15 protein-coding genes are annotated in these 22,404 nt (G+C 69.9%); 3 read left to right on the top strand and 12 right to left on the bottom strand.

Features of this window, described 5'->3' with window-relative positions; genetic code table 11:
- Window positions 1–26 precede the first annotated feature (26 nt).
- The 4 genes from ASF68_RS18180 to ASF68_RS18165 form a co-directional block, all read right to left on the bottom strand.
- Window positions 27–1,493, bottom strand: a complete 1,467-nt coding sequence (locus tag ASF68_RS18180; RefSeq protein WP_056014494.1) for a malate:quinone oxidoreductase — start codon at window positions 1,491–1,493, stop codon at window positions 27–29.
- A 136-nt stretch (window positions 1,494–1,629) separates the two neighbouring features.
- Window positions 1,630–2,352: an SGNH/GDSL hydrolase family protein gene (locus ASF68_RS18175; protein ID WP_056014491.1), complete on the bottom strand. Its 723-nt coding sequence runs from the start codon at window positions 2,350–2,352 to the stop codon at window positions 1,630–1,632.
- 28 nt (window positions 2,353–2,380) lie between these two features.
- Window positions 2,381–3,448, bottom strand: a complete 1,068-nt coding sequence (locus tag ASF68_RS18170) for an aspartate-semialdehyde dehydrogenase (RefSeq protein ID WP_056014488.1) — start codon at window positions 3,446–3,448, stop codon at window positions 2,381–2,383.
- A 128-nt stretch (window positions 3,449–3,576) separates the two neighbouring features.
- Complete coding sequence (locus ASF68_RS18165) at window positions 3,577–4,863, bottom strand: aspartate kinase (RefSeq protein ID WP_056014485.1); 1,287 nt, start codon at window positions 4,861–4,863, stop codon at window positions 3,577–3,579.
- A gap of 159 nt (window positions 4,864–5,022) precedes the next feature.
- Here ASF68_RS18165 and ASF68_RS18160 point away from each other — a divergent pair, with 159 nt between their 5' ends.
- Window positions 5,023–5,775 (top strand): GNAT family N-acetyltransferase, encoded by a 753-nt coding sequence (locus tag ASF68_RS18160; RefSeq protein ID WP_056014482.1) that lies wholly within the window; start codon window positions 5,023–5,025, stop codon window positions 5,773–5,775.
- Between the two features lie 137 nt (window positions 5,776–5,912).
- Here the strand turns inward: ASF68_RS18160 and recR are convergent, their stop codons facing one another.
- The 6 genes from recR to ASF68_RS18130 form a co-directional block, all read right to left on the bottom strand.
- The gene (recR, locus tag ASF68_RS18155; RefSeq protein WP_056014479.1) at window positions 5,913–6,512 is read right to left on the bottom strand and encodes a recombination mediator RecR; all 600 of its coding nucleotides are present in this window, start codon (window positions 6,510–6,512) and stop codon (window positions 5,913–5,915) included.
- A 3-nt stretch (window positions 6,513–6,515) separates the two neighbouring features.
- Window positions 6,516–9,107 (bottom strand): DNA polymerase III subunit gamma and tau, encoded by a 2,592-nt coding sequence (locus ASF68_RS18150; protein WP_056014476.1) that lies wholly within the window; start codon window positions 9,105–9,107, stop codon window positions 6,516–6,518.
- Window positions 9,108–9,179: 72 nt separating this feature from the next.
- Window positions 9,180–10,937: a beta-galactosidase gene (locus ASF68_RS18145; protein ID WP_056014473.1), complete on the bottom strand. Its 1,758-nt coding sequence runs from the start codon at window positions 10,935–10,937 to the stop codon at window positions 9,180–9,182.
- A gap of 169 nt (window positions 10,938–11,106) precedes the next feature.
- Complete coding sequence (locus ASF68_RS18140; protein WP_056014470.1) at window positions 11,107–12,459, bottom strand: sugar ABC transporter substrate-binding protein; 1,353 nt, start codon at window positions 12,457–12,459, stop codon at window positions 11,107–11,109.
- A 131-nt stretch (window positions 12,460–12,590) separates the two neighbouring features.
- Entirely contained in the window at window positions 12,591–13,541 is a 951-nt protein-coding gene (locus ASF68_RS18135; RefSeq protein WP_056014467.1) for a carbohydrate ABC transporter permease, read from the bottom strand.
- A complete protein-coding gene (locus tag ASF68_RS18130; protein WP_056014464.1) occupies window positions 13,541–14,464 on the bottom strand; it encodes a carbohydrate ABC transporter permease in 924 nt (307 codons plus the stop codon). Before ASF68_RS18130 ends, ASF68_RS18135 begins: the two co-directional genes overlap by 1 nt.
- A 146-nt stretch (window positions 14,465–14,610) precedes the next feature.
- Between ASF68_RS18130 and ASF68_RS18125 the strand changes: the two genes are divergently transcribed.
- Together ASF68_RS18125 and ASF68_RS18120 are read left to right on the top strand one after the other, a co-directional pair.
- Entirely contained in the window at window positions 14,611–15,651 is a 1,041-nt protein-coding gene (locus ASF68_RS18125; RefSeq protein ID WP_056014461.1) for a LacI family DNA-binding transcriptional regulator, read from the top strand.
- A gap of 134 nt (window positions 15,652–15,785) precedes the next feature.
- A complete protein-coding gene (locus ASF68_RS18120; RefSeq protein ID WP_056014459.1) occupies window positions 15,786–19,685 on the top strand; it encodes a glycoside hydrolase in 3,900 nt (1,299 codons plus the stop codon).
- 274 nt (window positions 19,686–19,959) lie between these two features.
- Here the strand turns inward: ASF68_RS18120 and ASF68_RS18115 are convergent, their stop codons facing one another.
- Complete coding sequence (locus ASF68_RS18115; RefSeq protein WP_056014456.1) at window positions 19,960–20,229, bottom strand: HPr family phosphocarrier protein; 270 nt, start codon at window positions 20,227–20,229, stop codon at window positions 19,960–19,962.
- A 102-nt stretch (window positions 20,230–20,331) separates the two neighbouring features.
- Window positions 20,332–22,389: a fructose-specific PTS transporter subunit EIIC gene (locus tag ASF68_RS18110; RefSeq protein WP_056014453.1), complete on the bottom strand. Its 2,058-nt coding sequence runs from the start codon at window positions 22,387–22,389 to the stop codon at window positions 20,332–20,334.
- Window positions 22,390–22,404 lie beyond the last annotated feature (15 nt).

Raw genomic sequence — 22,404 nt, 5'->3', positions numbered from 1 at the left:
CCTGGCCCGGAGCGGTCGAGACCGCGTCAGAGCGAGATGTCGAGCGCCTCAGCCGTGCTTTCGAGCACCTCGGCCGCCCTGGCGGGGACGTCGTTCAGCGTCGAGCCGTACGTCGGGATCATCTCGCGCAGCCGTGGCTCCCACGCCGTCATGCGGTCGGGGAAGCACTTGCGCAGCACGTCGAGCATGATCGGGACGGCGGTCGAGGCACCGGGCGACGCTCCGAGGAGGCCTGCGATCGTGCCGTCGGCGCCGGTGATGACCTCGGTCCCGAACTGCAGGACGCCGCCCTTGTCCTTGTCCTTCTTCATGACCTGAGCGCGCTGGCCGGCCTCGATGAGGTACCAGTCCTCGTCCTTCGCCGTCGGCAGGAACTCCCGCAGGCTCTCCATCTTCTGCGAGCGGGACTGCAGGAGCTGCCCGACGAGGTAGGTGATCAGGCTCGGGTTGTCCTTCGCGACCGCCAGCATCGGGAAGAGGTTGTGCGGGCGGACCTGGGTGACGAGGTCGAGGATGGAACCACGCTTGAGGAACTTCGGGCTGAAGGTCGCGTACGGGCCGAAGAGGAGGCTCGCCTGACCGTCGACCACGCGGGTGTCGAGGTGCGGGACCGACATGGGCGGGGCGCCGACCGAGGCCTGGCTGTAGACCTTGGCCTGGTGCTTCGACACGACCGCGGGGTTGTCGGTGCGGAGGAACTGGCCGCCGATCGGGAAGACGCCGTAGCCCTTGATCTCGGGGATGCCGGACTTCTGCAGCAGCTTGAGCGCCCATCCGCCGGCTCCGACGAACACGAAGCGGGCGTTGATCTCCATCGGCGAGCGGCCGAGCGTCTGCCGACCCCGGATCCGCCAGGTGCCGTCTTTCAGGCGCTTGAGCGAGCGGACCTCGTGGTTCAACCGCACGTGGGCGGACGGTGCCGCATCGAAGAGCTTGTGGGTGAGCGAACCGAAGTCGACGTCGGTGCCCGCCGTGATCCGCGTGGCGGCGATGCGCTCGCCGACGGCACGACGGTTGATGAGCAGCGGTGCCCACTCGGCGATGACCGCGGGGTCTTCGGAGAATTCGATGCCGGCGAACAGGGGCTCGTCCTTGAGCGCCTCGTACCGCTTCCGCAGGTACTCGACGTCCTTCTCGCCACGGACGAAGGTCATGTGCGGCGTGGGGTTGATGAACGTGTCGGGCTCGCCCAGCAGCCCCTCTTCCACGAGGTGCGCCCAGAACTGGCGGCTGAGCTGGAACTGCTCGTTGATGCCGATGGCCTTGGCCGGGTCGACCTTCCCGTGGGCGTCCTGCGGCATGTAGTTCAGCTCGCACAGCGCCGCGTGGCCCGTTCCCGCGTTGTTCCACGGGTTGGAGCTCTCGAGCGCGACGTCGCTCAGGCGCTCGTAGACCTCCACCTTCCAATCAGGCTGCACCTGGTGGATGAGGGCGGCGAGCGTGGCGCTCATGATGCCACCACCAATGAGGGCTACGTCGATGGTTTCGGTCACCAGAGCAGTCTAGTCGCGGCGAGGCGCGAGCTCTCCACCCGCGCGAGGTCAGTGATCGCCACTTATCGGATAGCTCGATGTCGAGACAGTTGCGCTCGGTGCGCGCAGCACCCGGAAGACCGGCCGGGCCGGAGCCTCAGCGTCCGGGGAGTGCTGGCGACAGGGCGTCGAGCTCCTCGAGCATCCGCTGCGCGATGTGCGCGTAGCCGGCGTCGCTCGGGTGCAGACCGTCGGCGGAGATCCAGGCCGCGGGATCCTCGTCGAGCCAGTGCGACGCACCCGAGATGTAGTCGGCGTCGATCGTGTCGGCGGCGTCGTGGACCCACCCGATGATCTGCTCCAGCGAGTCGGGACGCTCCGCCGTGAACCACCAGGGCTCGACGACGACGATCCGCGTTCCGGGCAGGCCGTCCCGCAGGCGCTGGAACTCCGGCAGGATCGCCTCCCGGATCGCCTCCTCGTTGCCCGTCCACTCGAAGTTGTCGTTGATGCCGAGCGCGACGATGAGGACCTCGGGGTGCTGCGCGATGACGTCGGCCGCGACGTCGCCGACCTGGTCGCGCTTGCGGACGAACCCCAGCCCCGGGTACCCGGCGTTGTACTCCGTCCACCCCTCGGCCTGGGCGACGAGCGAGGACCAGCGAGCGGCGGGTGCCGACGCCGCGGACCCCTTCGTGTACGAGTCTCCGTAGAACGCGACCAGCGGACCGACCGCCACCTCTGAGCCGGACCCGGCACGCGCGACGGTGGTCTGCTGCACGTCGGCACGCAGACCGCTCACGGTGACGACTGCGGCCACCGCGACGGCGGCGGCGATGAAGGCGACGAACCAGCGTCGGCGCAGGCGTGGGCGCGACATGTCTCCCCTGTCGGGTTCCGGGAGCCGGTCAGACCGACGCGGGCTGCGCGAGCAGCTCGGCGGCGACGAGTTCGGCGATCTGGACCGCGTTGAGCGCGGCACCCTTGCGGAGGTTGTCGTTCGAGATGAAGAGCACGAGGCCCTTCCCGGCCGGAGCGCTCTGGTCGGGCCGGATGCGCCCGACGAACGACGGGTCGGCACCGGCGGCCTCGAGGGGCGTCGGGACCTCGGAGAGCTGGACACCGGGGGCGTCGCGCAGCAACTCGGTCGCGCGCTCCGCCGACAGCTCGTTCGTGAACTCGGCGTTGATCGAGAGCGAGTGGCCGGTGAAGACCGGCACGCGCACGCAGGTGCCGGAGACGAGCAGCTCCGGGAGCTCGAGGATCTTGCGGCTCTCGTTGCGGAGCTTCTTCTCCTCGTCGGTCTCCCCGAGGCCGTCGTCGACGATGGACCCGGCGAGCGGGATGACGTCGAAGGCGATCGGCGCGACGTACTTCTCGGGTGCCGGGAAGTCGATGGCGGAACCGTCGTGCACGAGGCGCGTGAGGTCGCCCTGGGCGACGGCTGCCTCGATCTGACCGGCGAGCTCTGCGGCACCGGCGAGGCCGGAACCGGACACGGCCTGGTAGGTGTTCACGATGAGGCGCGAGAGCCCGGCCTCGGCGTCGAGCACCTTGAGCACCGGCATGGCGGCCATGGTCGTGCAGTTCGGGTTCGCGACGATGCCCTTGACGGCGTCCTTGATGGCGTGCGGGTTCACCTCGCTGACGACGAGCGGGACCTCGGGGTCCATGCGCCACGCACTGGAGTTGTCGATGACGAGCGCACCGGCGGCGGCGAAGCGTGGAGCCTGCGTCCGCGAACCGGTCGCGCCGGCGGAGAACAGGGCGATGTCGATGCCACTGGGGTCTGCCGTCTCGACGTCCTCGACGACGATGTCCTGGCCGCGGAACGGCAGGGTCGTGCCCGCGGACCGCGCGGTCGCGAAGAAGCGGATCTCGCTGATCGGGAACTCGCGCTCCTCCAGCAGGCGGCGCATGACCTTGCCGACCTGACCGGTCGCTCCGACCACACCGACACGTACACCGTTGCTCATGGGGATTCCTCTGGGATCAGGGGTTGTTGTGAACCATCTTGCATCAGGATCGGCCGTGCCGACCCCCTGGGTGGACCATCCGGTCCCTCAGGCGACCGTCCGGTCCCTGAGCTGGTCGAAGGGCGGCGCTAGCGGCCGGTACCGCCGTGGACGACGGCCTCGTCCTCGCCGTCGAGACCGAACGCGGAGTGCACCACGTTCGCGGCCTTGTTCAGGGTGTCGGCGCGCGTCACGACCGAGATGCGGATCTCGCTCGTGGAGATCATCTCGATGTTGATCCCCGCAGCGCTGAGCGCCTCGAAGAGCTTCGCGGACACGCCCGTGTTCGTGCGCATGCCGGCGCCGACGAGCGCGAGCTTGCCGATCTGGTCGTCGTGCTGGATGGCCGAGAAGCCAACCCGTCCCTGCTCGGCCGCGAGGGCACGCAGCACCTGCTGCGCCTCGGGCTTCGGGAGCGTGAAGGAGATGTCGGTGACACCGGAGACGGCGGTCGACACGTTCTGCACGATCATGTCGACGTTGCCGCCGGACTTCGCGACGATCGTGAAGATCTCCGCCGCCTTGCCGGGCAGGTCGGGGACGCCGACGACCGTGATCTTCGCTTCGCTGAGGTCGGTCGCGACTCCGGCGACGATGGGCTGCTCCATGGGTGCCTCACCTGCTCCTGGGTTGTTGCGGCCCGCATCGTTCAGGACGAGCGTGCCTTCGTTGTTGTTGAAGGACGAGCGGACGTGGAGCGTCACGCCGTGACGGCGTGCGTACTCGACGGCGCGGATGTAGAGGACCTTCGCGCCAGAGGCCGCGAGTTCCAGCATCTCCTCGCTGGAGATGCGGTCGATCTTCCGCGCCTTCGGCACGACCCGTGGGTCGGAGGTGAAAATGCCGTCGACGTCGGTGTAGATCTCGCAGACGTCGGCGTCGAGCGCCGCGGCGAGGGCGACGGCCGTGGTGTCCGAGCCGCCTCGACCGAGCGTCGTGATGTCGCGGGTGTCGCGGTTGAAGCCCTGGAATCCGGCGACGATGACGATCGCACCGTCGTCGAGGGCCTCACGCAAGCGCACGGGGGTGACGTCGACGATGCGGGCCGCGCCGTGCTGGGCGTCCGTGATCATGCCGGCCTGGCTGCCGGTGAAGGAACGCGCGACGTAGCCCATACTGCTGATGGCCATCGCGAGGAGCGCCATCGAGATGCGCTCACCGCTCGAGAGGAGCATGTCGAGCTCACGGGGTGCCGGGATCGGCGTGACCTCGTGAGCCAGGTCGAGGAGCTCGTCGGTCGTGTCGCCCATCGCCGAGACGGCGACGACGACCTCGTTGCCCGCCTTGCGGGTCTCGACGATGCGCTTCGCCACGCGCTTGATGCTCTCGGCGTCAGCGACGGATGACCCGCCGAACTTCTGCACGATCAATGCCATCGGATCTCCTGGGGAAGTCGGTGCGGGCACGAGCGGCCCCGCGATCATCCTACCCATCCGGGCATTCCGCGCCGTTCATGTGACGAAGGGCACCCTCACCCGGTTCGCGACCGCCGTGACCGGCCCCGGACGGTGGCACCCGCTGGGTAGGGTTGGCGCATGCAACAGGACGACGCTCGGGTGCTCGCGACGGTGCGGCGCCTCTGGCAGGGGCTCGCCTCGCCGACCGCACGGTTCACCCCGGGACGCGTCGCGGTCGTCGTGAACGCCGGGTCGATGGCCTGCCCGCCCGGCTGGATCGGCGTCGTCGAGATCGCCGGCAGCGCCCTCGCGATCGTGCCCGACGAGGACACGGCGAAACGACTGGCGATCGAGGACGAGTCGCCGAAGAACGTCGGCACCGTCGACTTCCTGCGATCCCGGATGCAGATCGCCGAGGTCCTCGGCCCGGCGACCCTCGACTACCTGCTGCCCGGCCGGTTCACGCCCGCCGAGGAGATCGACGTGGTGGCGAGCAAGGCGAGCGACCCCGCCATCGAGTCGATGCTGTCGAAGGTGGGCGACGATGAGGCCTCGGAGAGCGGGATCTTCGGGATCACCTCTCCCCTGTTCTCCGTACGCGACCACGGACGCGTACTGGCTGTCGCCGGCTACCGCTCCTGGCCGCTCGGGGTCGCACACGTCACGGCACTGACGGCACCGGAGGCTCGCGGCACCGGTCTCGCGACCCGGCTCGCCTCGACCGCCGTCGAGCACGCGCTCGAGCACGGCCTGCTCCCCCAGTGGCGGGCGGCCGACACGAACCCCGGATCGCGCGCGGTCGCGAGGAAGCTCGGCTTCTCCGCCGTCGGTCGGCAGCTCTCGGTGCGGCCGGTGGTGGCCGAGTGGCCCTCGCCGTCCGCCGACGCCTGACCCCCGCCGGACCCGCCCCAACTCAGGAGTTCCCCGGCGCGGCGACGCCGGCCGAACCCGACACACCGGCCGACTCCTGAGAACGGGTCGACCGGCGTCAGAGCGGGCTGGGGTGAACGGGTGGGTGGGCCGGCGGCTCAGCCGCTGACGACGGTGCGGCCCTCGAAGGCGCGCCCGAGGGTGACCTCGTCGGCGTACTCGAGATCACCGCCGACGGGCAGGCCGGAGGCGAGTCGGGTGATGCGGATCCCCATCGGGAGCAGCAGCCGGCTGAGGTAGGTGGCGGTCGCTTCGCCCTCGAGGTTCGGGTCGGTCGCGATGATGACCTCGGTGACCGTGCCGTCGGCCAGACGCTGCATGAGTCGACGGATGTTGAGGTCGTCGGGCCCGACGCCGTCGATGGGGCTGATGGCGCCACCGAGCACGTGGTAGAACCCGCGGAACTCACGTGTGCGCTCGATGGCGACGACGTCCTTGGGCTCTTCGACGACGCAGATGAGCGCCGGGTTCCGCCGTGGATCGCGGCACACACTGCACAGGTTCTGCTCGGAGATGTTGCCGCAGATCTCGCAGAACTTCACCTTCTCGCGCACGACGGTGAGGAGCTCGGCGAGCTTCGACACGTCGAACGACTCCGTCTGGAGGATGTGGAACGCGATGCGCTGCGCCGACTTCGGACCGATGCCCGGCAGTCGCCCGAACTCGTCGATCAGATCTTGGACGATTCCCTCGTACATGGCCTACCGCCCTCCGGAGCGCGGCTCGTGCGGCTGCTCCTCGATGAATGTGGCGCCGAGGAGCTCGCGGACGACGCTCTCGCCGTACCGGTTGTCGCCCGCCGGATGGGAGCCCGCCGACGCCGGGGGCGCCTGACGCATCTTGACCAGCGGCTGCCGGCGCTCGGCCTCGGGTGGGGTGGCTGGAGCGGCCGGAGCCGGAGCGGCGGGAGCCGAGGGGGCCGCCGCGGACGCCGGGGCGTCGTAGGGGTCGGGGTACGGCGGCTCGTCGTCCGGCGGCGGTGCGTCCGCGTCGGACGGGATCGAGACCACGTCCCAGGTGACGGTCCGCGAGCCGAGGGCGTCGCCGTTGGCGGGACCTCGGGCGGGCGCCTGCTGGCGCGACGGCGCGGCCTGCTGGCGCGGCGTGGTCGTCGGGGCGGAAGCTGCGGGTCCTGTGGGCTGGGTGGGCTGCCCTTCGACAGGCTCAGGGACCGGAGACGGTGGTGTCGTCGAGGCAGGCGCCGGAGAGGAGGTGGGCGCTTCGACAGGCTCGCGGACCGGAGACGGCTGCGTGGCGGAGGCAGGCGCCGGAGATGCCGTGGGCCCTTCGACAGGCTCAGGGACCGAGGACGGCTCGGGCTCGTCGGCCGGCGGGGCGACCGTCGCCCAGGAGGAGGACGAGACCGAGGCCCGCTCCTCGACCGGCGCCGCAGGCGACGGAGCCGGCGACTCGATGACGGCGACGCCGGAACCGCCGGCAGCGGGCTCGGACGAGGACGCGGCGTCCGCTCCTCCGGCCGGCGCGACCGTCGGCCACGACGGGCGGGACGCCGCGGAGGCGGGGCCGCCGGTCGACGACGGCGCTGCGGGCGCTGGGACGTTCTGCGGCAGGCTCGGCGTCGACCAGGCGGACGGCTCCGACGAGGTGGGGCCCGAGGCCGCCGCACCGGCGCGGACCGCCGGGGGCTCCTCGGCACCCGCGACCTTGGCGAGGTACTTGACCCGCACGCCGAGGACGTCGAGCACGGCGGTGCGCAGCACCTCGGCGACCCCGGTGCCCGGAGCGTGGCGTGCCTTGAAGTCGTTGAGGTCGCTGTTGTTCGCGAACACGAGGGTGAGGACCTCGTCGTCGGAGTAGCCACCGACCTGGGCGTTGACGACGATCATCCACGCCTTGCGGTCGGCCTTCTCGACCCGGGCGACGATCTCCGGCCACGCGTCGCGGACGAGCTGCAGCGTGACCGGGCCGACGCGGGGCGCGGCCGGGGCCGGAGGGGCGACCGGCGCGGGAGCGGCAGCTGCGCGTGCGTCGACCGGCTCGGGGACCGGAGACGATGCGGGGGCCGGGGCCTGTGCGGATGACGGAGCCCCTGCCGGAACGGCCGGGCTCGAGGCGGGTGCCGGAACCGAGGCCGAGGGCGCTGTAGCGGTGGGGTCGGCTGCGACACCGTCGACACCGATGCGGCGCTCGAGGCGCTCGACCCGGACGAGCGCTCCGCGGGCGGAGTCGTCGGCCGCGGGGACGAGGATGCGGGCCATCATGAGTTCGAGGTGGAGCCGTGGCGAGGTCGCGCCCGTCATCTGCGTGAGCGCCTCGTTGACGACGTCCGCCGTGCGGGAGAGCTCGGCGATGCCGAAGGCACGCGCCTGGCCGAGCATCTTGTCGAGTTCGTCCTGGGGCAGACCACGCAGCACGGCGGCCGCGTTCTCCCCGGTGGCGGCCACGACGATGAGGTCGCGGAGTCGTTCGAGCAGGTCGTCGACGAAGCGTCGGGGGTCCTGTCCCGTCTGGATGACGCGGTCGACCGTGCTGAACGCGGCCCCGGAGTCGCGCGCGGCGAGGGCGTCGACGACCTCGTCGAGCAGCGCGGTGTGCGTGTAGCCGAGCAGCGCGACGGCACGTTCGTAGTCGACCGAGTCGCCCTCCGAGCCGGCCATCAGCTGGTCGAGCAGCGACAGGGTGTCGCGCGCCGAACCGCCACCGGCGCGGACCACGAGCGGCAGGACGCCCGGCTCGACGCCGACGTGCTCGCTGTCGCAGAGCTGCTGCACGTAGTCGAGCATCTGGGCCGGCGGGATGAGCCGGAACGGGTAGTGGTGGGTGCGCGAACGGATGGTGCCGATCACCTTGTCGGGCTCGGTCGTCGCGAAGATGAACTTCACGTGCTCCGGCGGCTCCTCCACGATCTTCAGCAGCGCGTTGAAGCCCTGCGGGGTGACCATGTGCGCCTCGTCGAGGATGAAGATCTTGTAGCGGTCGCGGGCCGGCGCGAAGATCGCGCGCTCGCGGAGGTCGCGGGCGTCGTCGACACCGTTGTGGCTGGCGGCGTCGATCTCGACGACGTCGAGCGAGCCCGAGCCGTCGCGTGAGAGGTCGACACAGCTCGCGCAGACACCGCAGGGGGTGTCGGTCGGGCCCTCGGCGCAGTTGAGGCAACGGGCCAGGATGCGGGCCGACGTCGTCTTGCCGCAGCCTCGCGGACCACTGAACAGATAGGCGTGATTGACCCGGTTGGTGCGCAGGGCCGTCATGAGGGGATCGGTGACCTGCGCCTGACCGATCATCTCGGCGAACGTCTCGGGCCGATACCGGCGATACAGAGCAGTGACCACCCACCAATGGTAGCCGTCGCCCCCGACATCGGGGCCGCCGATGGAAGCGGACGGCCACCGCTCGGACGGCGCCTAGAACTCCACGGGACCGAGCGACGGACGGGCCAGGAAGGAGAGCTCCGGCGCGGTCAACGCGTGGAACTCGAACACGGTGAACCGGTTCGCCCCCGCACGCAACTGACCTCCGGGGACGTAGAGCGTGTGCTGCGGCCCTCTCGACCAGTAGCGGCCCAGCAGGAAGCCGTTCACCCAGACGAGTCCCTTGCCCCAGGCGGCGGTGTCGAGGAACAGGTCGGTGGGTGCATCGAGCGTCACGGTCGCGGTGAGCAGCACCGGGCCGGCACCGCTGATCGGTGCGACAGGCGTCCGCGACGCCGCGGCGTCGACGACCTCGTCGAGTCGGTCGAGGGCGATCGGCGCGATCCCCCAGGCAGTCAGTTCGACGCCGTCGAGCGACACGGGCCCGATGATGCCCTTCGGCTCACCGAGGCGTCTGCCGTAGTTGACGCGTCCCTGGTTCTCGAGGAGGAGTTCGAGCGTCTCGCCCGCCGGGATCACGAGGGAACGCTCCTGGAACTCGCGGGTCAGCGTCCCGACCGGCACGCCGTCGACGGACACGACGACGCGGTCGCGCACCTCGGCGAACCGCAGCACGCCGCCACGTCCACCGAGCCGCGCACGGTAGCGTGCGAGACCGCTGAAGGCCCCGAGTTCGTCCATCGTCGGGATCCGGTCGAACGCTTCGAGCGGTGCGAGCTCGTCGGCGACCTGCGCGAAGGGCACCTCGGACTCGAACGCGGCGGTGAACGCCGGCGCGTCCGCCGCGGCGGGCGGGATGTCCGTCGGCACCTCGGCGTACTTCGCGATCACGTCGCGGAAGGCGAAGAACTTCTCCGTCGGGTGACCGGCCTCATCGAGTGGGGCGTCGTAATCGTAGGACGTGACGTGGGAGCGGTACTGCCCCTTGTCGTTCGCGCCGCCGGTGAACCCGAAGTTCGTGCCGCCGTGGAACATGTAGATGTTGACCGACGCACCCGTGGCGAGCAGCGCGTCGAGGTCGGCGGCCGTCTCCGCCACCGGGGTCGTGTGGTGGTGCTCACCCCAGTGGTCGAACCACCCGTCCCAGAACTCCGAGCACATCAGCGGGCCGGTCGGCTGGTGCTCCCGCAGGGTCGCGAGGCGTTCGAGCGAACGGCTGCCGAAGGAACCGGTCTTGTGGAGCTCGGGGATGCTGCCGTCCTCGAGCATCTGCGCGGTCGGCTGGTCGACCGTCGTCAGCGGCACGGTGATCCCGAGCTCACGGGTCCAGGCGGTCAGGGTACGCAGGTAGTCGTGGTCGTCGCCGTAAGCGCCGTACTCGTTCTCGACCTGCACGAGGATGACGGGACCACCGCGGTCGATCTGCCGCGCGGCGACGATCGGGAGGAGCGCCTCGAAGTACTCGCGGACGGCCGCGAGGTACCGGGGCTCGCTGCGACGCAGTCCGAGCTCCGGATCGTGGAGCAGCCAACCCGGCAGGCCGCCGTTGTCCCACTCGGCGCAGATGTAGGGGCCGGGCCGCACGATCGCGTACATGCCGGCCTCGGCGATGAGGTCGAGGAAGCGCTCGAGGTCGTTGGTGCCGGTGGTGTCGAACACGCCGCGCTCGGGGCTGTGCTGGTTCCAGGCCACGTACGTCTCGATCGTGTTGAGCCCCATGAGCTTCGCCTTCGCGATGCGGTCCGCCCACTGCTCGGGGTGCACCCGGAAGTAGTGGAGGGCTCCGGAGAGGATCCGGAACGGCTGGCCGTCGAGCAGGAAGTCGTCGGCGCCGATGGAGAACGTGGGCATGCTGGGGCTCCGTGATGAAGAGGTCGGGATGGAGCGACCGTGGCCGGCCCGACGAGACCCGTGCGGGTCCGCCGACCGGCCACGGTCGATGGTGCTGATGGTGCAGGTGCCCGCGGTGTCGCCGCAGGCCGCGCCACCGGCTCCGGGAGGGACCGGAGCCGGTGGACGACTACTTCTCGGTGACCGTGAAGCCCTGCGTGTTGCCGTACTCGACGAGCTGCTTCTGCCAGTCGGCGAGACCGTCGTTCAGGTCTGCCCGGTTGGCGTAGGACTGCCCGACGGTGTCGGCGAAGATGCTGTTCGCGTAGACCTGGTAGGGCAGGTACTGCCAACCCGTCGACACGTCCTTGGCACCCTGGACGAGCACCTCGTTGATCTTCTGTCCACCGAAGTACTCGGGGGCGGCGGAGAGGAACTCGTCGGAGTTCAGGTCGGCGGTGGTCGCCGGGAAGCCGCCGTTGTCGAGGAAGACCTTGACGCTCTCCTCGTCGTTGTTCAGCCACTTGAGGAAGCCCGCGGCGAGCGCCGGGTTCTTGCTCTGCTTCAGCACGACCTGGCCGCCGCCACCGTTCTCGGCGTTGGCCGGCTTGCCGTCGTAGGTCGGGATCGGGGCGACGCGCCACTGGCCGGAGGCCTCGGCGACGGACGACTCGAGCACGCCGGGCATCCAGGCGCCCGTGATGAGGGTCGCGATGCTGCCGTTGCCGAGCGACTTGTACCAGTCGTCGCTCCACCCGGGGACGTCGGAGAGCAGGTCACCCTCGACGAGCTGGTTCCAGGTGTCTGCCCACTTCTTCGAGCCCTCGTCGGCGAGGTTGACGCTCACCTTGGTGCCGTCGGCGGTGAAGGGACGGCCACCGGCCTGCCAGATCATGCTGGTCGCGAAGCCGGAGTCACCGGAGTCGTTGGTGATGTACTTCGACGGGTCGGCGGTGTGCAGCTGGGCCGCGGCGGCGATGTACTCGTCCCAGGTGGTCGGGACGGCGATGCCGTACTGGTCGAACACCGTCTTGTTGTAGAACATGGCCATGGGGCCGGAGTCCTGCGGGAGGGCGTACAGGCCGTCGCCGATGTTGACGGAGCTCCACGGTCCGGGGCTGTAGTCGTCCTTGAGGTCGCCGAAGCCGTAGGCGTTGAGGTCGACGAGGGAGTCGCTCAGCGCGAACTGCGGGATGGCGTAGTACTCGACCTGCGCGACGTCCGGGGCACCCTTGCCGGCCTTGATCGCGTTCTGCAGCTTCGTGTACTCGGTGGTGTTGGTGCCCGCGTTCACGAGGTTGACCTTCACCTTGGGGTAGGCCTTCTCGAACGCGGCGACCTGGGCCTCCGCGGACGGGGTCCACGACCAGTAGGTCAGCTCGCCACCGGCCTCGAGGGCCGATTCGATGTCCTTGGCGTCGCCCGAGGCGGTGGTGCCGCCGCCGGACGAGCAGGCGACGAGCGACGCTCCGATCATCGCGGACGCGACGGCCGCCGTGGCCGCGCGGCGCAGGACCGTGCGGGACGGTGAGATGCGCTTCATGGGTGTTTCCTTTCACTGCGTTGGGAGGAGGAGTGGTGCTGGTGGCCCTTCGACAAGCTCAGGGACCGGGGGAAAGCGGTTGTGGACCGGGGCCCTTCGACAGGCTCAGGGACCGGACGGACGGGAGCGGATCAGCCCTTGACGCTGCCGGCGCTGAGGCCGGACTGCCAGAAGCGCTGCAGGAAGAGGAACGCGATGACGATCGGGACGATGGTCAGGAGCGATCCGGTGATCACGAGGTTGAAGATCGGCTGGGCCGCGACACCCGTGGCCTGTGCACTCCATTGACTGAGGCCGACGGTGAGCGGGTACCAGGTGGGTTCGGAGAGCATGATCAGCGGCAGGAAGTAGTTGTTCCAGGTCGCGACGATCGCGAAGAGGAGGACCGTGACGATGCCGGGTCCGAGCAGCCGGAGCGAGATCGTGAAGAAGGTGCGGAACTCCCCCGCGCCGTCCATCCGTGCCGCTTCGAGCAGTTCGGTGGGCACGGCGTCGACCGCGTACGTCCAGATCAGGTACAGGCCGAACGGGCTGACGAGCGAGGGCAGGATGACGGCCCACGGCGTGTTCGTCAGGCCGAGCTGACTGAACATGAGGAACGTCGGCACGGCGAGCGCGGTTCCGGGCACCGCGATGGAGCCGAGGATGATCGCGAAGACCGCACGCTTGCCCGGGAACCGGAACTTCGCGAGCCCGTAGCCGCCGATCGTCGCGAGGAGGGTCGCCCCACCGGCGCCGACGACGACGTAAAGGAGCGTGTTGCCGAACCAGCCGACGAACTGGCCGTCGCGGTAGGTCACGGTGTCGACGATGTTCTGCCACAGGTTGAACCCGCCGTCGCCGAACCAGAGGCCGAAGGAGGAGAAGAGGTCGGGCTGGGACTTCGTCGCGTTGATGACGAGCCAGAGGATCGGGACGACGGAGTAGATGAGGAACACGGCCATGACGATCGTCAGGACGAGCGAGCGCTTGCGTCGCGGATCGTGGCGCTTCCGGGTGGGGCGGTCGAAGGCGCGTGCGTTGCGGGCGGTGCTCGTCGAGACGGTCTGCGGACGCACGGTGGGGTTCGAGACGGTGGCCATCAGCTGTTCTCCTGTCGGGAGCCGCGCACCTGCACGACGTAGGCGATGACGGCGGTGATGACGCCCATGATGATCGCGACCGTCGCCGCGAGGTTGAACTGCTGCCCCGCGAAGGACAGGTTGTAGGCGTACATGTTCGGCGTGAAGTTGCTCGTGATCACGTTGGGGGCGAGGTTCTTCAGCAGGTTCGGCTCGTTGAAGAGCTGGAAGGACCCGATGACGGAGAAGATCGTCGCGATGACGAGTGCGCCGCGGAGCGCCGGGATCTTGATGCTGAAGACCGTGCGGAACTGTCCGGCGCCGTCAATCTCGGCCGCCTCGTAGATCTCGCCGGGGACCACCCGGAGGGCGGCGTAGAAGATGAGCATGTTGTAGCCCATGAACTCCCACGTGACGATGTTGCCGATGGAGGCGAGGACGGCCTGCGAACTGAACGGCTCGAGGATCTGCGCGCCGACGAGGTCGTTGAAGCTGCCCGCGAGCCCGAACTGGTCGCCGTAGATGAAGCCCCAGATGAGTGCGGCGACGACGCCAGGCACCGCGTACGGCAGGAAGAGGGCGATGCGGAAGAACGCGGCGCCGTGCAGCCGGGCGCTGTCGAGTGCGAGTGCGGCCGTGAGCGACAGGGCCAGCATGATCGGCACCTGCACGACGAAGAACAGCGCGACGCGGCCGAACGGTTCCCAGAACTTCGGGTCTTGGAAGACCTGGAGGTAGTTGTCGAACCCGACGAAGGCGTTGCCACCGATGAGCTTCTCCTGGAAGAAGCTGAGGTAGAGCGCGTAGACGAGGGGCGCGATGATCATCAGCGCGAAGACGATCATGAAGGGGGCGATGAACGCCCACCCCTTCCAATCCCGGCGGTCGCGGCGGTGGACGCGGACCGCTGGTGGCCGGCCGGTGCGAGCGGTCGTGGTGGTCATGGGCAGCTTCCTTGCTGGATTCGGGTGGAACCGTCGTGCGGTGTGGCGTGGTGGGGGTGTCGCCGGTGATGTTTACGTCAACATCTGTTCGGTACCATAGCATGTTCACGTCAACATGCAAGGATGGATGCGACGATAGGGAGACCATGACGGACACCACTCGGCGAGCGCCCGGCCGCGCCAGACGTGCGCCTTCCATGGCGGACGTCGCCGCCCACGCCGGCGTCTCCTCGCAGACGGTGTCGCGCGTCGCGAACGGCCTGACGAACGTCGACGACACCACTCGCGACCGCGTCCTCGAGGCGATGACGGAACTCGGCTACCGCCCGAACCGGGCCGCACGCGCCCTTCGATCCGGTCGAACCCGCAGCATCGGCATCACGATGTTCACACTCTCCTCCTACGGCAACATGCGCACGCTCGATGCGATCACCGTGCAGGCGGCGCGGGCCGGGTACTCCGTCACCGTCGTCCCGGTCGAGTACCCCACGCAGCGCGACGTCGCCGTCGCGCTCGACAGCCTCCGCGAGCAGGACGTCGACGGGCTCATCATCGTGATCGAGTCGCACATCGTCGACGGCGCCGACGTCGAGCTGCCGGCCGGCCTGCCCGTCGTCGTCATCGACTCGGCCGCGCGCACCGACTACCCGGTCGTCGACAACGACCAGGCGCAGGGTGCGGCACTCGCCACGCAGCACCTCCTCGACCTCGGGCACCAGGGCGTGTGGCACATCGCCGGTCCCCGCACCTCCTACTCGGCAGCTCGTCGGGAGCAGAGCTGGGGCGACACCCTGCGCGCGGCCGGCATCACGCCGCCGCCCGCGTTCCGTGGCGACTGGTCGACGACCTCCGGCTACGAGATCGGCCTCGAGATCGCCGAGCGCCCGGAAATCACCGCCGTCTTCGCCTCGAACGACCAGATGGCGCTCGGACTCCTGCGTGCCCTGCACGAACGCGGGCGGGCCGTGCCGGGGTCGATCAGCGTGGTCGGCTTCGACGACACCCCGGAGTCGGACTCCTTCTGGCCGCCGCTCACGACGGTGCACCAGGACTTCGACGAGATCGGCCGACGGGCGATCACGATCCTCCTCCGCGAGATCGAGGAGGGCCCGTCGGCGTCCTCCGAGCCGCTGACGCCGACCCGCCTCGTCGTGCGCGCGAGCACCGCTCCCCCACCCACGCGCTGACCGGCGCCCTTGACACCCGAGTGAGGGGTCGCCCATACTCGTCGGAAATGTTGACGTGAACATCGCGACGTCGTGTCGTGGAATGTTCACGTGAACATCGATCTGCTCCACGGCCTCCAACGAAGGAACCACCGATGACACTGCCGTCACCAGTCCGCCGCCGAACGATCGGAGCGACCGTCGCCGTCGCCCTCGGCATCGCCGCGATCGCACCAGCGCTCGCCACCGTGGAGGCGACGCCTGCCGCCGCTGCGGAGGGCACCGCCCTGACCATCACGCCGAACCCCGCCTACCAGAACGAGGCCTTCGAGGGCTGGGGCACGAGCCTCGTCTGGTTTGCCAACGCGACCGGCGACTACCCCGCCGACGTCCGCCAGGACCTCTTCGACAAGGTGTTCGGGGAGGACGGCCTCAACCTCAACATCGCTCGGTACAACATCGGTGGCGGTAACGCGAGCGACGTCCCGCCCTACCTCCGCGCCGGCGGCGCCGTCGACGGCTGGTGGAACCCGGAGCTCGGCGCGAGCGACGCGGACGGACCGATCACCTCCGACTACGCCGACCGCGACCGCTACGCCGCGGCCTGGGACGCCGATGACCCGGCCTCCTACGACTTCACCGCCGACGAGACCCAGCGCTGGTGGCTCACGGCCCTCAAGGACAAGATCACGAAGTGGGAGGCCTTCAGCAACTCCCCGCCGTACTTCATGACCGAGAACGGCTACGTCTCCGGCAACTACAACGCCGCCGACGAGCAGCTGAAGCCCGAGAGCGTCGACGACTTCGTCGCGTACCTCACCACCGTCGTCGACCACCTCGAGGCCGACACCGGCATCGACTTCGACACGATCGACCCGTTCAACGAGCCCAACACGAACTACTGGGGCACGCAGATCGACGAGGCCACGGGTTGGCCGAAGGGCGGCCGGCAGGAGGGCGCACACATCGGGCCCGCCATGCAGGACACCGTCATCAAGGCCCTCGCCGAGCGCCTGGCGGCCGAAGGCACGTCCACCGAGGCGGTCATCGCCGCGATGGACGAGACCAACCCGGGCATCTTCGCCACCAACTGGAACGGCTGGTCGCAGACCGCCAAGGACCTCGTCACGCAGCTGAACGTCCACAGTTACGGACAGGGCGGCAGCGTCGTCGCACGCGACATCGCGAAGACCGCCGGCAAGCCGCTCTGGATGAGCGAGGTCGAGGGCGACTGGGACTCCAGCGGCCAGCACAACCTCACGAACATCGACAACGGCATCGGGATGGCGACGCACCTCATCGACGACCTCCGGAACCTCGAGCCGACGGCCTGGGTCCTCTGGCAGCCGGTCGAGGACCTCTACAACATGGAGAAGGTCGAGAAGCTCAACTGGGGCAGTGTGCTCATCGACTTCGACTGCAACGCCGAGGGCGACTCCGAGCGCCGCATCGCCGACGGTGACGCCGATCCGAGCTGCTCCGTCCAGACGAACGCGAAGTACAACACGCTCCGCAACTTCACCCACTACGTGCAGCCCGGCGACCACCTCATCCCCTCCACCGACGCGGAGACCACCACGGCCCTGCGCGCCGACGGCACGGGTGCGACGCTCGTCCACGCGAACCCGTCGACCTCCGCTCGGACGATCACCATCGACCTGTCGAAGTTCGCGGACATCGCCCCGGGCGCGACGGTCACCCCGGTCGTCACCACCGAGTCCCCCGCGGACGATGTGACGGCGAACGCCCTCGTCGAGGGCGCGGCCGTCGCGATCGACCCCGTCACCAAGCAGGCGACGCTGACCGTCCCGGCGAAGTCGGTCACCACCTTCCTCGTCGATGGCGCGACCGGTGTCGCCGCGGATGCCGCACCGTTCCAGGACGGGCACGGCTACCAGCTCGTCGGCAAGCAGAGCGCGAAGGCGTTCACCGCGTCCAGCACCACCGGCACGGTCCCGGCCGGCACGATCGCGCCTCGCGCGTCCGACGCCACCACCGGTGCCGCACAGGTCTGGACCGCCGAGCTCCTGTCCGGCGGGGGCACCAGCACCGACCGGTATGCGATGCGCAGCGGTTCGGGCGCACTCCTCGCCGCGACGTCGGCCGGCACCTCCCTGGTGACCGCGACCCGGGAACAGGCCGCGACCGACCCGTCCCTGCAGTGGATCCCCACGACCACGAACGGCGCCGAGTGGAGCCTCGTGAACGCGGGCACCAGTCAGGCCCTCGAGGTCGGCGGCCAGTCGACCACGACGGGTGCCGCGGTCGGCGTCTACCAGTCGAACAACGGCGCGAACCAGACGTGGGCGTTCGTCGACATCGCCCTCACCGGTGTCCAGCCGGTCGTGGCGCAGACCATCGCCGGTGTGCCTGCCGCGCTGCCGGGCACCGTCGTACCGCTCTACGGCACCGTGCAGGGTTCGCCCGTCCCGGTCACGTGGGACACCTCGGCGGTGGACTGGAACACCCCCGGCACAATCGTCGTGACCGGGTCCGGCACGGATGGGTGGGGAACGATCTTCTCCGCCCAGGCGACCGTCGACATCGGCGGGTTCACCAGCACGGAGCCCGTCTCGCTGACCGTCGCCGCCGGCACACCGGCGAGCGCCGTGATCGACGCCGTCCCGGCCACCGTCCCCGCACAGATCGGGGCGAGCGCCAACCGCTTCGACGCCGCGGTGACGTGGGACGTCGACTCGCTGACCGACGAGGACTTCGCCGAACCCGGCGTCGTCCGGGTGACGGGCACTGCGGTCTCCAACGACCCGGCAGCCGCACCGATCGACGCACTCCTGTCGGTCATCGTGACGGCTCCCGGCGAGCGCAACATCGCTCCCGACCCGACGACCGTCGCGAGTGCGACGTCGACGGAGTCCGGCTACCCCGCGAGCAACACGACGAACGGCGTGCGCACCGACAAGGGCTGGTCGAACTGGCGCTCGTCGGACAAGCCGGCGGGTGACACGCTCAGCTACGAGCTGGGTTCCGCGCAGACGGTCGAGCATGTGACGTTCTACGCCTACAAGGACGGTGGGACGAACAGTTGGCCGAGTGCGCTGACGGTGCAGTACCGCGACGCCGACGGGACGTGGATCGACGCACCGGGCGGAGCGGTCACCGTGCCTGCGAGCGGGACGGCGCCGGTCGTCGACGTCGACCTCGGTGGCGTGTCGACCACGGCCGTGCGCGTCGTCATGACGGCCTACCCGAACACGCACCTGGTCGTCTCCGAGGTGGAGATCTACGCGCTCGCGCCGTCGGTCGCCACCGAAGCCGGCCTCGCGGCACTGCGCGTGAACGGCACGCCGGTCGAGGGCTTCGACGCAGGCGTCCTCGAGTACGAGGTGCCGCTGGCGGGTTCCGCGGATCCCGTGATCGATGCGGTCCCCGCCGACCGCGACGCGACGGTCACGATCGAACCGCTCGCCGCTGCTCCGGCTGCTGCAGCCCGTGCTGCGGCCGACGCGAGCGACGGCGTCGTCATCACGGTGACGGCGGCCGACGGTACGACCACGCAGTCGACGACGATCACCTTCGCCCGGACGGCGGTCGCGACCGCGACGCTCTCGAGCGTGGCGCGCGAAGGGGTGGCGACGACCGCGGCGGTCGTCCTCGACCCGGAGGACGCGACCGTGGTCTACGCGTGGCTGCTCGACGACGAGGTGATGGACGGGGCCGACACGGCGACGTTCACCCCGCCCGCCGGCAGTGCCGGTGCCGCGCTCGCGGTTCGGGTCGCGGTCTCGGCCGACGGCTTCGCGCCGGTCGAGACGACGTCCGCACCCGTGACCGTCCTGGCCGCCGTGGTGGACCCGGGAACCGATCCCGGCACCGACCCGGGCACGAACCCCGGAACCGGGCCCGGCACGGGCTCCGGTGGCGGCACGGTCGGGAGCGGTGACGGCACGAGCTCACCCTCGGGTGGTTCGACCACGGGTGCCGACTCGCTGTCGCGCACGGGTGTCGACGTGTCGACCGTCGGGCTGGTCGCACTGCTGCTCGGCATCGTCGGCTTCGGCTCCGTGCTCGTCGCGCGACGCCGACGCTCGGCCTAGCCGACCGCGCCTCGACAGGCTCGGTGACCGGATCCCCGGTCCCTGAGCCTGTCGAAGGGCACCCGACGAACACCGCACTTCGACAAGCTCAGTGACCAGGACGGTCCCCGCGGACCCGGTCCCTGAGCCCGTCGAAGGGCACTCGACCAACACCGCACTTCGACAAGCTCAGTGACCAGACCCTTTCCGGTCCCTGAGCCTGTCGAAGGGCAGCAACGACGGAACCCCGCCACCCGAGCTGACTCGGGTGGCGGGGTTCCGTCGTTGCGGGTGACTACTCGGCGTCGAGGTCCGTCTCGAGGAGGCCGGCGAGTTCGGCGAGCGCCTCGTCGGCGCCCTCGCCCTCGGCACGGAGGGTGACGACGTCACCGTTCGTGGCGCCGAGGCTCATGATCGTGAGGATGCTGGAGGCGTCGAGCGGCCCGGAGTCGCCGAGCTCGATCGTGACGGGCACCGGCTGGCGCTTGACCGTCTCGATGAAGAGCTTGGCGGGGCGGGCGTGCAGCCCGACGCGGCTGGCGATGGTGGCTTGGCGTTCGGCCATGATGATGCTCCTTCTCAGGTTCGGTGTCGAGTGGACGGGCCTGACCAGTGGATCAGGTCCGGCTGTGGATCAGGTCCGGCTGTGGATCAGGCCCGGAGTGGGTCAGACGGTGGCCGGGCGGACGGTCGCCTGCTCGGTGCCGACGGCGGAGGTTGCGGCGTCCGCACCCTCCACCGGGCGACGGCGGGCGAACCGCTTGAGCAGGACGACGGCGACGGCGGTGATGACGGTGCCGACGAGGACCGACACGGCGAACATCGCGAAGTTGCCGATCGCGAAGAACACGAACACACCACCGTGCGGTGCCTGCGACGTGACGCCGGTCGCCATGATGAGCGCACCGGTGGCGGCACCACCGAGGATCGACGCCGGGATGACGCGGAACAGGTCGGCGGCGGCGAACGGGATGGCACCCTCGCTGATGAACGCGGCGCCGAGCAGCCAGGCAGCCTTGCCGTTCTCCCGCTCGACGGCGGTGAACGAACGACGGCTGAGGACGGTCGAGGCGAGGGCCATCGCGAGCGGCGGCACCATACCGGCGGCCATGACGGCGGCCATGATCTGCCACGGTGCCTGGTTGGCGAGCGTGCCGGCACCGAGACCGGCGACGGCGAAGGAGTACGCGACCTTGTTGACCGGGCCACCGAGGTCGAACGCCATCATCGTGCCGAGGATGACGCCGAGCAGGATCGCGGAGACACCGGTGAGGCTGGACAGCCACGTGTTGAGGCCACCCATGAGCGCGGCGATCGGACCACCGAGGACGAGGATCATCAGGCCGGAGGCGACGATCGAGCCGAGCAGCGGGATGATCACGACGGGCATGAGCCCACGCAGCCAGCGCGGCACGTTCAGGCGGCCGAGGCCGTAAGCGACACCACCGGCGAGCAGACCGCCGACGAGTCCGCCGAGGAAGCCGGCGCTCATGAGGAGGGCGACGGCACCGGCGACGAACCCGGGCGCGATGCCCGGTCGGTCGGCGATCGCGTAGGCGATGTAGCCGGCGAGGGCGGGAACGAGGAACTTCATGGACGCGTCACCGATGGAGAACGCGACGGCACCGAGGTAGGTGCCGAGGCCGCCCGCCGGGAGGTTCGCGAGGCTGTTCTCGACGATGATCTTGCCGGCGTTCTCCGTGATGTTGTACCCACCGAGGAGGAAGCCGAGCGCGATGAGGAGACCGCCACCGGCGACGAACGGGATCATGTAGCTGACACCCGTGAGGAGCCAACGCTTGATCGACTGACCGACGTTCGCGTCCTTCTTGTCCGACGTCGAAGCGGACGCCTCTCCCGCCGCAGCGGCGACGCGCGGGGCGTTCGGGTTGGAGATCGCGGCGACCGCGTCGTTGATGAGCTGCTCGGGCGCATCGATGCCGCGCTTGACCGGCGCCTTGATGACGGGCTTGCCGGCGAAGCGGGTGACGTCGCGGACGTCCACGTCGACGGCGAAGATGACCGCCTGCGCCTTCGCGACGACATCGGCGGGCAGGGGGGTCGCGCCGGACGCGCCCTGCGTCTCGACGTGGAGTTCGACACCGAGGCGCTTGGCGGTGGCGGCGAGCGAGTCGGCCGCCATGTAGGTGTGGGCGATGCCGGTGGCGCAGGACGTGACCGCGATGAGGACGGGGCGGTTCGCCTCGCCCGCGGACTCGACGGGAGCCGAGGCGGCGCGCTCCGCAGCGGGTGCCGTGGCGGCCTTCGGGGCGTCGCCGAGCGCGCCCTCGACGAGGGAGACGACGGCTGCTGCGTCGGGGGCCTCACGGAGCGAGGTCACGAACTCGGGCTTGATGAGCGAGCGGGCGAGCTTCGACAGCAGTGCCAGGTGCGCCTGATCGGCACCATCCGGAGCGGCGATGAAGAAGAGGAGGTCCGCGGGGCCGTCGTCGGAACCGAAGTCGACGAGCGGCGAGACGCGGGCCATCGCGAGCGTCGGCTCGGTGACGGCGGCGGAACGGCAGTGCGGGATCGCGATGCCGCCGGGGATGCCGGTGTCTGTCTTGCTCTCGCGAGCCCAGGCGTCGGCGAACAACGCGTCGGTGTCGGTGGCACGGCCGGCCCGGACGACGAGCTCGGCGAGCGCGCGGATGACGCCCGCGCGATCGGTGCCGAGGTCGGCGTCGAGGGCGACGAGGCCGGTGGTGATCAATGGGGTGGACATCTGGGTTCTCCTTCG

The organism is Plantibacter sp. Leaf314 (assembly GCF_001423185.1).
Lineage (GTDB): Bacteria > Actinomycetota > Actinomycetes > Actinomycetales > Microbacteriaceae > Plantibacter.
Note: the sequence above shows the minus strand (reverse complement) of the source record. Positions and strands in the feature narration are given on the sequence as shown.